This is a genomic window from Pantoea sp. Z09 (assembly GCF_022394795.1).
Lineage (GTDB): Bacteria > Pseudomonadota > Gammaproteobacteria > Enterobacterales > Enterobacteriaceae > Pantoea > Pantoea latae.
This window is the reverse complement of the sequence record NZ_CP092373.1, coordinates 3,355,454-3,369,601: the sequence shown is the minus strand read 5'-3', so window position 1 is coordinate 3,369,601 and position 14,148 is coordinate 3,355,454. Positions and strand designations below refer to the sequence as shown.

Below are 14,148 nucleotides of genomic sequence, written 5' to 3'. Positions count from 1 at the left end.
GTGGGTGAGAGGTGACGATATTACCAGCTAAGGCGCGCGCTAGCACTTCCCGATGAGAGAGATATGGCGTCGACGGCGGTCTACATCAATGCGCGCCGCCTGATGAAGCGGCGCGCAGCGAGGCTTAGTCGTCGCCGTTGAGGCCGGCGCGGTTCAGCAGGAACTGCGACAGCATCGGCACCGGACGACCGGTGGCGCCTTTGGCTTTGCCGGAGCGCCAGGCGGTGCCAGCGATATCCAGGTGCGCCCAGTTATATTTACGCGCGAAGCGCGCCAGGAAGCAGGCGGCGGTGATGGCGCCGCCAGGACGGCCGCCGATATTCGCCATGTCGGCGAAGTTCGACTCCAGCTGCTCCTGATACTCATCCGCCATCGGCAGACGCCAGGCGCGGTCGCCGGACTGCTCGGAGGCGCCGATCAGCTCGTGCGCCAGCGGATTGTGGTTCGACAGCAGGCCGCTGACGTGATGGCCGAGCGCGATAACGCAGGCGCCGGTCAGGGTCGCCACGTCGATCACCACTTCCGGATCGAAGCGCTCGACGTAGGTCAGGGCGTCGCACAGCACCAGACGGCCTTCCGCATCGGTATTCAGCACTTCTACCGTCTGGCCGGACATGGTGGTCAGCACGTCGCCCGGACGCATGGCGCGACCGTCCGGCATGTTTTCGCAGCCCGCCAGCACGCCGACCACGTTGAGCGGCAGGTTCAGCTCCGCCACCATGCGCATCACGCCGTAGACCGACGCCGCGCCGCACATGTCGTACTTCATCTCATCCATCGATTCCGCCGGCTTGATGGAGATGCCGCCGGAGTCGAAGGTCAGCCCTTTGCCCACCAGCACGATCGGGCGCGCCTCCGCATCCGGGTTGCCCTTGTACTCAATGACCGACATCAGCGACTCGTTCTGCGAGCCGGCGCCCACCGCGAGATAGGCGTTCATGCCCAGCTCTTTCATCTGCTGCTCACCGATCACGCGCGTGGTAACGTTTTTGCTGTAGGCGTCCGCCAGCTGGCGCGCCTGTGAGGCGAGATAGGCCGCGTTGCAGATGTTTGGCGGCATATTGCCGAGATCTTTCGCCGCCTTCACGCCGGCGGCGACCGCCAGGCCGTGCTGAATGGCGCGCTCGCCGCTGGTGAGTTCGCGGCGCGTCGGCACGTTGAACACCAGCTTGCGCAGCGGACGGCGCGGCTCGGTTTTGTTGCTCTTCAGCTGGTCGAAGTTATAAAGCGCTTCTTTAGAGGTTTCGACCGCCTGACGCACTTTCCAGTAGGTATTGCGGCTTTTCACATGCAGCTCGGTCAGGAAGCAGACCGCCTCCATCGAGCCGGTGTCGTTCAGCGTATTAATGGTCTTCTGGATCACCTGTTTGTACTGGCGCTCATCCAGCTCGCGCTCTTTGCCGCAGCCAATCAGCAGAATGCGCTCAGACAGAATATTGGGTACATGATGCAGCAGCAGCGTCTGGCCGACTTTGCCCTCCAGCTCGCCGCGGCGCAGCAGGGCGCTGATGTAGCCGTCGCTGATTTTGTCTAACTGCTCGGCGATCGGCGACAGACGACGCGGCTCGAAAACACCGACAACAATGCAGGCGCTGCGCTGTTTTTCCGGGCTTCCGCTTTTTACACTGAACTCCATGCACTCTCCTGAATCTTAAAGACAACGGCCGCGGCTGTCGCTAGAATGGTCCGCTTGTTACCACAGAGGATAAAAGTTTGTTGGTAATCAGCGTTCGAACTACGTTTAGTGTGGCAATGCGTTAATTTTCACCACCCTGACGCATTTGTCATACCATTTTAGCTGCGACGCAGGCCATTGATGAAGAAAAATGGCTAATAAGCGTTGAAACTAGCGATTTTCCTGCAAAAAGACAAGTTATCACAGGCGTACTAAGCGTGATCATCATTAGATATCTGGTTCGGGAAACGCTCAAAAGCCAGCTGGCTATCCTTTTCATCCTGCTGCTTATCTTCTTTTGTCAGAAGTTAGTGCGGATTTTAGGGGCTGCGGTGGACGGCGAAATCCCAACAAATCTCGTTCTGACTCTGTTAGGGCTTGGCGTGCCTGAAATGGCACAACTTATTCTGCCGTTAAGCCTGTTTCTGGCGATCCTGATGACGCTGGGCAAGCTTTACACCGACAGCGAAATCACCGTGATGCATGCCTGCGGCCTGGGCAAAAGCGTACTGGTGAAGGCGGCGATGGTGCTGATGCTGCTCACCTCTGTCGTGGCGGCGGTCAACGTTATCTGGCTTGGCCCCTGGTCCTCGCGCTATCAGGACGAGGTGACGCAAAACGCCAAAGCCAACCCTGGCGCGGCGGCGCTGGCGGCCGGACAGTTCCAGAGTTCCAGCGACGGTAATTCGGTGCTGTTTATCGAAAACGTCAAGGGCAACCAGTTTGGCAACGTTTTCCTGGCGCAGCTGCGCGCCAAAGGCAACGCGCGGCCGTCGGTGGTGCTGGCGGACAGCGGCCATATGGAGCAGCGTAAAGACGGCTCGCAGGTGGTGACGCTGGATAAAGGCACGCGCTTTGAAGGCACGGCGATGCTGCGCGACTTCCGTATTACCGACTTCACCAACTATCAGGCGCGCGTGGGCTATAAAGAGGCGACGCTCGATCCCAACGACGCCGAGCAGTCCGACCTGACCACGCTGCTCAGCAATGACACGCCGGCGTTCCGCTCGGAGCTGCACTGGCGCTTTACGCTGATCTTCTCGGTGCTGGTAATGGCGCTGATGGTGGTGCCGTTGAGCGTGGTCAACCCGCGTCAGGGCCGCGTGCTGTCGATGCTGCCCGCGATGCTGCTCTATCTGATCTTCTTCCTGCTGCAAAGCTCGCTGAAGTCGAACGCGGCGAAAGGGCGGCTCGATCCGGCGATCTGGATGTGGGTGGTGAATATCAGCTATCTGCTGCTGGCAGTAGCGCTTAACCTGTGGGATACGGTGCCGATGCGCCGCGTGCGCGCCCGCTTCAGCCGCGGAGGTTCCGTCTGATGTTTCGCGTTCTCGACCGTTATATCGGTAAAACCATTTTCAACACCATCATGATGACGCTGTTCATGCTGGTGTCGCTCTCCGGCATCATCAAGTTTGTCGATCAGCTGCGTAAAACCGGGCAGGGCGCCTATACCGCGCTCGCCGCCGGCTACTACACGCTGCTCAGCGTGCCGAAGGATATCGAGATCTTCTTCCCGATGGCGGCGCTGCTCGGCGCGCTGCTCGGCCTGGGCACCCTGGCACAGCGCAGCGAGCTGGTGGTGATGCAGGCGGCGGGCTTCACCCGCATGCAGGTGGCGCTGTCGGTGATGAAAACCGCCATCCCGCTGGTGCTGTTGACCATGGCCATCGGCGAGTTTCTCGCCCCGGCGGGCGAGCAGATGGCGCGCAACTACCGCGCCACGCAGCTCTACGGCGGCGCGCTGGTGTCGACGCAGAACGGCCTGTGGGCGAAAGACGGCAACAACTTTATCTATATCGAGCGGGTGCGCGGCGACAACCAGCTCGACGGCGTCAGCATCTATCACTTCAGCGACGACCGTCGTCTGAAGAGCGTGCGCTACGCCGCCAGCGCCACCTGGGATCAGGCGAACAAGCGCTGGAACCTGGCGCAGGTGGATGAGTCGGACCTGAACGATGCCAAACAGATCAGCGGTTCGCAGAGCCTGAGCGGCGAATGGAAAACCAACCTGACGCCAGACAAGCTTGGCGTGGTGGCGCTCGATCCCGACGCGCTGTCGATTCGCGGCCTCTACAACTACAGCAAGTACCTGAAGCAGAGCGGTCAGGAGTCTGGGCGCTACCGCCTCAATATGTGGAGCAAGATCTTCCAGCCGCTGTCGGTGGCGGTGATGATGCTGATGGCGCTGTCGTTTATCTTCGGCCCGCTGCGCAGCGTGTCGATGGGCGTGCGCGTGGTGACCGGCATCAGCTTTGGCTTCCTGTTCTACGTGCTGGACCAGATTTTCGGCCCGCTGAGCCTGGTCTACGGCCTGCCGCCGGTAATGGGCGCGATCCTGCCCAGCGCCGCGTTCTTCGCTATCAGCCTGTTCCTGCTGGTTAAGCGGCGTTAAGCACAGTCACAAAAATGAGGCCGCAAATTGCGGCCTCTCTCTTATAACTCGCTGAAAAACGGTAGCTTTTACCGGTATCGCTAATGACTGTTTTTCTCAGCTATGCCAGGCTCTGTGCAGATTTTTTCAGAGTCAGGAAAGATGAAGAAGAAGAGTACGCCGACTCCGCACGACGCCGTCTTCCGCCAGCTTCTCAGCCAGCCGGACGTGGCGCGCGACTTTATGGAAATCCACCTTCCGCCTCCGCTCCTTGCGCTCTGTGACCTCAGCACGCTCAGGCTGGCCTCCGGCTCTTTCGTCGAGGATGATCTGCGTCCTTACTTCAGCGACGTGCTCTACAGCATGAAAACCCGCAGCGGCGACGACGGCTATGTGCAGGTGCTGATTGAGCACCAGTCGACCCCGGACAAACAGATGGCGTTTCGGCTGCTGCGCTACGCGGTGGCGGCGATGAAGCGCCACCTCGACGCCGGACATAAGACGCTGCCGCTGGTGATACCGGTGCTGTTTTACGCCGGCCAGCGCAGCCCTTACCCCTGGTCAACCTGCTGGCTGGACGGGTTCGCCGACCCGGCGCTGGCCGCCGTGCTTTACGGCAAGGCTTTTCCGCTGGTCGACGTCACCGTCATTCCTGACGATGAAATCGTACAGCATCGTCGTATGGCGGCGCTGACGCTGCTGCAAAAACATATTCGCCAGCGCGATTTAGCGGAGGTAATGGACCTGCTGGTGGCTGCTTTGCAGGCGGACAAATCTTCATCACAAACACTCTCGCTGGTAAACTATATTATTCAGGCAGGCGAAACCACAGATGCCAGCGCCTTTGTATGCGAACTGGCGCAGCGAATGCCGCAACAGGAGAACGCTCTGATGACGATTGCAGAACAGCTTAAGCAGGAAGGCCGTAATGAGGGCAGGTTTGAGGGTAAGCTTGAAGGCAAAATGGAAGGTATGCTTGAAGGCGAGCTTAAGGGCAAGCTCGACGTCGCGCGCAGCCTGCTGAAAATGCAGCTGCCGCGCGACACCATCTTGCAGGCGACCGGGCTGACGGAAGAAGAACTAGACCGCCTCGGCGATCGTTAACCATCTGAAGCCGACCTCTACACCGATCAACACAATAAAAGAACCCGCCTTAAAAAGCGGGTTCTGTCTGAGCCTTGAGTGGTTTTAACGCGCCAGCAGCGGCAACAGCGCCGGAAGCTGCGACAGCAGATAGAGGATCAGCCCGATGGTGCCCCCCACCAGCGTGCCGTTGATGCGGATAAACTGCAGATCCTTGCCGATATTCAGCTCGATCTGCTGCGACATATCGCGCGCGTCCCAGCTCTTCACCGTATCGCTGATATGACGCGTCAGGAAGGCGGCAAACTCCGGCGCAACGCTGCGCGCGGCGTCCTCCAGATGACGGTTCATCGAGGCGCGCAGCGCGTCGTCGCGCGCCAGGTTCTCGCCCAGCCACAGCGCCGCCTGGCGCACCTTCTCCTGCACGCGCGAATCCTCGCTGTTGAGATCGGTTTTCAGCCAGGCGCGCAAGTCGCTCCACAGCTCGCCGATATAGCGGTTCAGCGAAGCGTCCTCTTTCATCCAGCGCTTAATCTCCTCGGCGCGCGCCGCCATTTCGGGGTCGTGTTTGAGCTTCTCAATCAGCCGATCCACCGCGCGGTTAAAGCTAAGGCGCAGCTCGTGACCCTGATCCGCCGCCACGTCGTCGAGCACTGAATCCACCGCGTTCGCCACCAGCTCCGCGCTGTGCTCGCCCAGCCATTCGGTCGGCAGCATCTTCGCCTTAATGGGGTGCTCGCGCTTCAGCCAGCGCACAATCTGCATGGCGATAAAGTCGCGCGTGGCGGGCTTGTGCAGCAGGCGCAGCAGCTGATCGATCGCCGCGTCGAGCAGTTCCTGATGGCGGTTGTTTTTGGTCAGGCTCTCCAGCAGCACCGCGCTGGTCTGCGACAGATCGACCTTGTCGATGGCGCGATGCACCGCGCGGCGCATAAAGTTCTGAATGCGGGCGTCGTCAGTAAGATCGAGAAAGCCGCGCATCACCTGCAGCAGATGGCGCCCGATGCGGTCGGCGTTGCCCGGCGCGTTAAGCCACTGCGCCAGCAGCTGCGCCGGATCGTGGCGGCGGATCAGCGCCAGCAGCGAATCGGTGTCGAGAAACTTCTCCTGCACGAAGCGGCCGAGATTGTCGCCGATGCGATCTTTATTGCGCGGAATAATCGCCGTATGGCGCGAGATAAAGGGCACCGGCACGCGGCGAAACAACGCCACCACGGCGAACCAGTCCGCCAGCGCGCCGACCATCGCCGCTTCAGCGATCGCCTTCACGCCGCTCACCCAGAAGTTGGGCGGCAGAAAAAGGGTGGTGATAAAGATGGCGGCGGCCAGCAGCAGCAGGCCGAGCGCCAGACGTTTTGTCCGTTTAAGTTCGCGTAATTTGTCCATGCTCACAGCTTAGCAGAGGCCCGACCGCAGCGGAAAGCGCCTCAGCGGCGACGCCCGCCCAGCAGGCTGCCGAGCGCGCCGCGGATAATCTGGTTGGCGATCTGCCGCGTCGCGCTTTTCGCCACGCTCTGCACGATGCCGTCATGTTTGCCGCCGCGCGGGCCGGTGCGGCCGAACAGCACCTCTTTCAGCCCGCCGAGAATGCCGCTGTCGACCTCAACCTGATTGCCTTTCGCCTGCGGCGCGTTGGCCTGTTCGCTGGCGCCTTTCACGCCCTGATGCAGCTTCTCATAGGCGGATTCACGGTCGATCTCCTCGTCATATTTGCCCGCCAGCGGCGAATGGTTAATCAGGCCGTTGCGCTCGTCGAGGCTCACTGGCCCCATGCGCGAGCCGGGCGCAATCACCATCGCGCGCTCCACCACCGACGGGCTGCCTTTTTCATCGAGAAACGAGATCAGCGCCTCGCCGGTGCCGAGCGCCTGAATCGCCTCGACGGTATTGATGGCGGGATTGGCGCGCAGGGTGTCGGCGGCGCTCTTCACCGCCTTCTGATCCTTCGGCGTAAAGGCGCGCAGCGCGTGCTGCACGCGGTTGCCGAGCTGGCCAAGCACGCTGTCGGGCACGTCGGCGGGGTTCTGGGTGACGAACCAGACGCCGACGCCTTTCGAGCGGATCAGGCGTATCACCTGTTCCACCTTCTCCAGCAGCACCGGCGGCGCGTCGTTAAACAGCAGGTGCGCCTCGTCGAAGAAGAACACCATCTTCGGCTTCTCCAGATCGCCCGCTTCCGGCAGATGCTCGTACAGCTCCGACAGCAGCCACAGCAGGCTGGTGGCGTAGAGCTTCGGCTGCTGATAGAGCTTGTCCGCCGCCAGAATATTGATAAAGCCTTTGCCGTCGGCGTCGACGCGCATCAGGTCGCGGATATCAAGCATCGGCTCGCCGAAGAAGTGCTCCGCCCCTTGCTGCTCCAGCGCCAGCAGCCCGCGCTGAATGGCGCCCACCGACGCGCTGTTGATATTGCCGTACTGCGTCTGAAAGCTTTTGGCGTTGTCGCCGATGTACTGGGTCATCGCGCGCAGGTCTTTAAAGTCGAGCAGCAGCAATCCCTGATCGTCGGCGACGCGGAAGATAATCTGCAGCACGCCGCTCTGGATGTCGTTGAGATTCAGCAGGCGCGCCAGCAGCAGCGGGCCGAGATCGGAGACGGTGGCGCGCACCGGATGGCCCTGTTCGCCGAAGATATCCCACAGCATCACCGGATTGCGCTGCGGCTGCCAGTCTGTGACGCCGATCTTCGCCAGCCGCGCCCGCAGCTTCTCGCTCGCTTCTCCTTGCGCCGCGATGCCGGTGAGATCGCCTTTCACGTCCGCCATAAACACCGGCACGCCGAGGGTGGAGAAGGATTCCGCCAGCTTTTGCAGCGTGACGGTTTTGCCGGTGCCGGTCGCGCCGGTGATCAGCCCGTGGCGATTCGCCATCGCGGGCAACAAATAACATTTCACATCGGGCGTCTGGGCAATAAGCAGCGGGGCGGTCATGGCGTCACTCCAGGCAAAGGATCCTGTCTGAAGGATAGCAAGCGGCGCGGGAGACGGCGGGAAAATGGCGCGCCGTGCAGCGACGGCGCGCTCTTGTTACTTCTGCACCTCATCCAGCAGCAGCATGCTGACGCCGATGCCCTGCTTAACATTGCTGAGGTTTTTGCGCACCGCCACCTGCTGCGCGCCCTGCAGAATGGTGACAAACGGCGAGTTTTGCTGCAGTTCGGTCTGCAAATGGGTGTAGAGCGCGCGACGCTGCGTGGCATCGCTTTCGCCCGCCGCCTTGCGCGTCTCGGCGCTCAGCGCAGGGATCTCCCAGCCGACGCGCCACGCCAGAGTTTTTGAGCCGCCCGGCACGTTATAGGCGAAGGCGCTGGCGTTGGTATTCGGGTCAATATAGTCCGCGCCCCAGTAGATAAAGATCGACTGGAAGTCGCGGCCGCGCATCTTGCTCCACAGCTCCGACTCCGCCACCGGCTGAATATCCAGGTTCACGTCCGCCTTCGCGAAGCTCGCCTGCAGCGCCTGCGCCACGTCGATATAGGGCGGCTGATTCACCACCGTCAGGGCGATATGGGTGCCTGGCGCGATGCCGCCGCGCTGTAAAATCGCCTTTGCCTTGTCGACGTCGTAGTGGAACGGCGTGGTGTTCAGCGCGCCGTCAAAGCCGTCCGGCAAAAAGCTCTGATGAATGCGGTACTGGCCTTTCAGCAGCTGGTTGGCGATGCTGTCGTAGTCCACCAGCCAGCGCGCCGCCTGCCACAGCGCCGGATTACCGAGCGCGGGCTGCTTCGCGTCTTTGGTGTTAAAGCCGAGATAGTAGACCAGGCTCGACGGGAAGGCGTCGATGCGCACGTTGGCATCGCTCTTCAGCGCCGCGATCTGATCGGGGCCGAGCTGATAGGCGACATCCACGTCGCCCTGCTGCACCAGCAGACGACGCGTGCCGGGATCGGCGACCCCCTTCAGCAGCACGCGCTTCAGGTGCGGCTGCGGCGCGGCGTGCGGGTTAGCCTCCAGCACCAGCGCCTGCAGCGGCACAAACTGCTTGATCGAGAAGGCGCCGCTGCCCGCTGAATGGGTCTTCAGCCAGCCGTTGCCGGTGTCGTTGCTGCTGGCGTGCTGCAGCGCGGTTTTACTGTCGACCACCGAGCCGACCGGCGCGGTCAGCAGACGCAGCGCCAGATCCTGGCCGATTTGCGCCGGCCAGCGGATCTCCAGCTGGTGGTCGTTCACCACCGTAAACTGACTGCTGATATTCTCCGGCGTCCAGCCGAACTCGGCCAGAATAAAAGAGGGCGCTTTATTGAGCGTCACCGCGCGCGTCAGGGAAAAGACCACATCCTGCGCGGTGACCGGATTGCCGCTGACGAAACGGGCGTCGGGATTGAGGTTGAAAAGCAGGCTGTGCGGGGTAGAACCCTGCTGCCAGCTGCGCGCCAGCAGCGGCGAGAGCTTCTGCGGATCGTCCTGATTCGGCTCCACCAGCGTCTGGTAAACATTACGCAGGCTGCTGTTGCTGACCGTTTCAAAGCTCTCCGCCGGATCGAAACTGATAATGCCGTCGAGCGGCACGGCGATCACCAGCGTATCTTTCGGCGTGCTGGCGTGCACCACGGGCGCTAATGTCAGCGCGCCCAACATTAAAAGCAAAATGCGTCGCATAGGGTTTATCCTGAGTAGTTGATAAACCTACTTTATCCGGCGCGTCGCCACGGCAAAATGCCGCTTTGTTATGAGCTTTGCACAAAAAAATCGTCTCGGTTTCCGGCGTGATTAACCACCTATATTCATTATTGCCACGCCAGCAACAAAATAAGGCTTTCGCCGAATAGCGATCACATTTCCAGCAATATTTCATTGCTGCTGTTAATAAGTGAATATAATGTTGCCAATGAGAATAGTTCTCTTGTATGGAAGTATGATTTTTTTTGATTGATTATTTCCGGCAACTGTCACCTCACGCAAATAAAACCGGGCTGGCGCACAAGGTTTCTGGCTATATAACCATCAATTGTGCGGTTTTAAACAAAATTTCCTCCTGCAACAGCCGTTACCCCCTCGTAACCATCCAATAACACAATGATAAATTTTCACTAAAACACATCTGTACTTCTATTTTTACATTTCGACATATCTATATCCCTAATATTGCCGCGTTATTAACCGATAAGATTTGTGTTTAACAAATATATTACTTTTACAGCAAGTGAGAGTCGTGCCGCTATGCTTCTTGACAAACCTACCACCAGACGAAAGTTTTTGCTCGGGTCTTTACTGGCATTGCCATTAAGTGACCTGGTGTTAAAAGGGCTGACTGCGGCGCAGGCAGCTGAAATGGCCGCGCCGGAACTGGCTGACTATAAACCGGGCTTTTTTAGCGCGGACGAGTGGCAGTTTATTCTCGCCGCCACCGATCGCCTGATCCCGGCAGGCGGCAAAGGCAAAGCGCCTGGCGCGCTGGAAACCAACGTGCCGATCTTTATCGACCAGCAGTTGCAGAGCAGCGAGTTCGGCGACGAGATCTACATGCAGGGCCCGTTCAACGTTCACGCCGAGCCGACCTTCGGCTACCAGACCCGTTCACTCCACAGCAGATGTACCACACCGCGATCAAGCTGGTGACGCAGTGGGTGCAGACCACCTACAGCAAGCCGTTCCAGCAGCTCACGCTGGAAGAGAAAGATGAGGTGTTGACCAAACTCAACAAGAACGGCATCGACTTCGCCGCGCTGGGCGAAGGCAATCTGAAAGCGTCGCAGTTCTTCAGCCAGCTGCTCTCTGATACCAAACACGGCTATCTTGCGGATCCGATGTACGGCGGCAACAAAGGCATGAAAGCCTGGATCGCCATCGGCTTCCCCGGCGCGCGCGCCAGCTTCACCGAATGGGTGAAGCAGCACAACGTGCCGTATCCGCTGGGGCCGGTCAGCCTTTTGGGTGAACGCGCTTAACCGCGCTGAATCAGGTATTTGAGACAGGATTATCATGGCACAGATTACTAAAAAAGAAGTCGACGTCGTTGTTTGCGGCCTCGGCTGGGCCGGCTCGCTGATGAGCATCGAGCTGGCGCTGGCGGGCCTCGAAGTGCGCGCCTTAGAGCGCGGCGGCGAGCGCGACTACCCCGATTTCGCCTACCCGAAACCGGCTGACGAATACGCCTATAACGTGCGTAACAAAGTGTTCGCTACGCCGAAAGAAGTGGCGGTCACCGTGCGCTACGACACCACCCAGACCGCGCTGCCAACCCGTAAATGGGGCGCCTTCGCGCCGGGCACCGGCGTGGGCGGCGCAGGCATGCACTGGACGGCGGTACTGATCCGTCCGACGCCGACCGACATCAAGCTGAAAACCTACGTGGACGAGGCCTACAAGCCGGGCATCCTGCAGGAAGATATGCGCGTGATGGACTTCCCGTTCAGCTGGGAAGAGATCGAGCCCTACTACTACAAGTTCGAGCTGATCTGCGGCCAGTCGGGCAACACCGGCAACCTGCGCGGTCAGATTCTGGAAGGCGGCGACCCGTTCGAAGGCCCGCGCTCTGAGCCTTACCCGCTGCCGGCGCTGGAAGACACGCTGAATAACGTGATGTTTAAAGAAGCGGCGACGAAGCTGGGCTACCATCCGTTCCCCAACCCGTCGGCATGCGTGTCGCGCGCGTGGAAAAACCCCTACGGTAACCAGATCGCGCCGTGCAACTACTGCGGCTACTGCTCGAAGTATCCGTGCCTGAACTACTCCAAAGCGTCGCCGCAGACCGCGGTGATGGATGCGCTGAAGCGCATGCCGAACTTCTCCTACGAAGTGCACGCGGAAGTGGTGAAGGTGGTGCTGCATGACGACAAGAAGACCGCCAAAGGCGTGATCTACTACGACGTGGACGGCAACGAAGTGTTCCAGCCGGCGAAAATCGTCGTGCTCTCCAGCTTCCAGCTCTACAACGTGCGTCTGATGCTGCTTTCCGGCATCGGCAAGCCGTATAACCCGATCACCGAAGAGGGCGTGGTAGGTCGTAACTACGCCTTCCTGTCGAACGGCGGCGCGACCCTGTTCTTCAAGGACAAAAACTTCAACCCGTACGCCACCGCAGGCGCCACCGGCCAGATGTTCAACGACATCTCGCCAGGCAACTTCGACGGTCCGGGCCTCGGCTTCCTTGGCGGCGCCAAGATCCACAGCTCGCAGGCCACCGGTACGCCGATTGCCACCTCGCTGCCGAAAGGCACGCCGAGCTGGGGCATGGGCTACAAAGAGGGTATGGAGGAGTGGTACGGCCACTCGATGAAGATCAGCATCACCACGACCTGCCAGTCGTACCGTGACGTCTATCTGGACCTCGACCCGAACTACACCGACCACCGCGGCCAGCCGCTGCTGCGCATGACCTTTAACTGGAAGCAGAACGAGCTGAAGCTGCAGCAGTACCTGAAAGGCATCGTCGGCAATATCGGCAAAGAGCTGAACCCGGACAGCATGAGCATGAGCTTCCTGCCGATGGACGCCAACTTCGACCTGACCAAGTACGTCTCTACCCACAACGTGGGCGGCGCGGTGATGGGCGACAACCCGAAAACCTCTGCACTGAACAAGTATCTGCAGAGCTGGGACGTGCATAACGTGTTTGTACCGGGCGGCAACGCCTTCCCGCAGAACTTCCAGGCGAACCCGACCGACACCATCGGCGCGATTACCCTGATGGCGGCGCAGGCGATCAAGGAACAGTATCTGAAGAACCCCGGTCCACTGGTACAGGCATAAGCATATGAAACTGAAATCATTGTTACTCGCCAACGCCGTGCTGCTGGGATGCATGGTGAGTCAGGCGCATGCGGAAGATGAGGCCCAGCTGATCAAGAAGGGCGAATACCTGTCGCGTCTCGGCGACTGTATGGCCTGTCACTCCATCGCGGGCAAGCCGGACTACTCCGGTGGGCTGGCGATTGAGTCGAACCTCGGCACCATCTATTCCACCAACATCACGCCGGACAAAGCGCACGGCATCGGCAACTACAGCGAGCAGCAGTTCTCCGACGCGGTGCGCAAAGGCGTGCTGCCGGACGGTTCGCGCCTCTATCCGGCGATGCCATATCCGGACTACGCCAAAATCAGCGATGAAGATATGCACGCGCTGTATGTCTACTTCATGAAGGGCGTACAGCCGAGCGCCGAGCAGCCGCCGGAGACCAGCCTGAGCTTTCCATTTAGCCAGCGCTGGGGCATGCGTTTCTGGAACTGGGCCTTTACCAGCGACAAGCCGTTCCAGCCGATCGGCGGCGCCTCTGAAGAGATCAACCGCGGCGCCTATATCGTTGAGAGCCTCGGCCACTGCGGCAGCTGCCACACGCCGCGCGGTCTCGGCATGAACGAGAAGGCGCTGGACAGCGGCGACGCGAAGTTCCTCGCGGGCGGTAGCCTGAACGACTGGGACGTGCCGTCGCTGCGCGGTCTGCCGCGCTGGAGCGAGCAGGAGATCGTCGATTACCTGCAGACCGGCCGCAACGACAAGGCGGCGGTAGGCGGCGAGATGAAGTCGGTGATTGAGCACAGTAGCTCGCATATGACCGACGCCGATCTCAAAGCGGTCGCGGCCTATCTGAAATTCCTCGGCGGCAATCCGCCGCTGCAGGCCTACGACGTGCAGGCGCAGCAGAAGACCGAAGCGAAGCTGACGGCGGCGAAGAACCTGAGCGAAGGCGAGCGTCTCTACATCGACAACTGTGGCGCCTGCCACTTTGTCACCGGTAAAGGCGCGCCGGGCATCTTCCCGGAGCTGGATCAGGCAACCATCGTCAACGCCAAGGATCCAACCGGGCTGATCCACACCATCCTGGAAGGCGCGCAGCAGCCCTCTACGGAGAAAGCGCCGTCGACGCTGGCGATGCCGGGCTTCGGCAAGCGTCTGAGCGACGACGAAGTGGCGCAGCTCGCGACCTTTATCCGTCAGGGCTGGAGCAACAATGCGCCGGCGGTGAGCAAGGATCAGGTTGCGGATGTGCGGAAGTCGCTGAAGCACGATTAAAGGGCACTGCGTCTTCTTTCAGACGGCTGAGAAGTCTGCAAGCGGGTGAGAAGGACCGAAGAGC

9 protein-coding genes and 1 pseudogene are annotated in these 14,148 nt (G+C 60.3%); 6 read left to right on the top strand and 4 right to left on the bottom strand.

Features of this window, described 5'->3' with window-relative positions; all coding sequences use genetic code 11:
• Positions 1-124: 124 nt before the first annotated feature.
• On the bottom strand, positions 125-1,636 hold the full coding sequence (gene pepA / locus MC269_RS16085) for a leucyl aminopeptidase (protein ID WP_033749345.1): 1,512 nt from the start codon (positions 1,634-1,636) through the stop codon (positions 125-127).
• A gap of 257 nt (positions 1,637-1,893) precedes the next feature.
• On the opposite strand from pepA, the gene lptF reads away from it, so the two are divergent.
• The 3 genes from lptF to MC269_RS16070 all read left to right on the top strand — a co-directional run bounded on the left by lptF (position 1,894) and on the right by MC269_RS16070 (position 5,153).
• Entirely contained in the window at positions 1,894-2,994 is a 1,101-nt protein-coding gene (gene lptF / locus MC269_RS16080) for an LPS export ABC transporter permease LptF (RefSeq protein ID WP_239953016.1), read from the top strand.
• On the top strand, positions 2,994-4,070 hold the full coding sequence (gene lptG, locus MC269_RS16075) for an LPS export ABC transporter permease LptG (RefSeq protein WP_081136851.1): 1,077 nt from the start codon (positions 2,994-2,996) through the stop codon (positions 4,068-4,070). Before lptF ends, lptG begins: the two co-directional genes overlap by 1 nt.
• A gap of 141 nt (positions 4,071-4,211) precedes the next feature.
• Entirely contained in the window at positions 4,212-5,153 is a 942-nt protein-coding gene (locus tag MC269_RS16070) for an Rpn family recombination-promoting nuclease/putative transposase (RefSeq protein ID WP_239953015.1), read from the top strand.
• 84 nt (positions 5,154-5,237) lie between these two features.
• On the opposite strand, the gene MC269_RS16065 is transcribed toward MC269_RS16070, so the two are convergent.
• The 3 genes from MC269_RS16065 to MC269_RS16055 form a co-directional block, all read right to left on the bottom strand.
• Positions 5,238-6,518 (bottom strand): DUF445 domain-containing protein, encoded by a 1,281-nt coding sequence (locus tag MC269_RS16065; RefSeq protein ID WP_239953014.1) that lies wholly within the window; start codon positions 6,516-6,518, stop codon positions 5,238-5,240.
• A 41-nt stretch (positions 6,519-6,559) separates the two neighbouring features.
• Positions 6,560-8,062 carry a helicase HerA-like C-terminal domain-containing protein gene (locus MC269_RS16060; protein ID WP_239953013.1) on the bottom strand — a complete coding sequence of 501 codons (1,503 nt, stop codon included), beginning with the start codon at positions 8,060-8,062 and terminating at the stop codon, positions 6,560-6,562.
• Between the two features lie 96 nt (positions 8,063-8,158).
• Positions 8,159-9,730, bottom strand: a complete 1,572-nt coding sequence (locus tag MC269_RS16055; RefSeq protein WP_239953012.1) for an ABC transporter substrate-binding protein — start codon at positions 9,728-9,730, stop codon at positions 8,159-8,161.
• Between the two features lie 561 nt (positions 9,731-10,291).
• Between MC269_RS16055 and MC269_RS16050 the strand changes: the two are divergent.
• From MC269_RS16050 to MC269_RS16040, 3 genes and pseudogenes are all read left to right on the top strand, one after another.
• A pseudogene (locus MC269_RS16050) lies at positions 10,292-11,019 on the top strand (gluconate 2-dehydrogenase subunit 3 family protein).
• A gap of 34 nt (positions 11,020-11,053) precedes the next feature.
• The gene (locus MC269_RS16045) at positions 11,054-12,823 is read left to right on the top strand and encodes a GMC family oxidoreductase (protein ID WP_081136838.1); all 1,770 of its coding nucleotides are present in this window, start codon (positions 11,054-11,056) and stop codon (positions 12,821-12,823) included.
• 4 nt (positions 12,824-12,827) lie between these two features.
• Positions 12,828-14,084, top strand: coding sequence for a cytochrome c (locus tag MC269_RS16040; protein WP_239953011.1), 1,257 nt, complete (start codon positions 12,828-12,830; stop codon positions 14,082-14,084).
• The last annotated feature ends 64 nt before the right edge of the window (positions 14,085-14,148 follow it).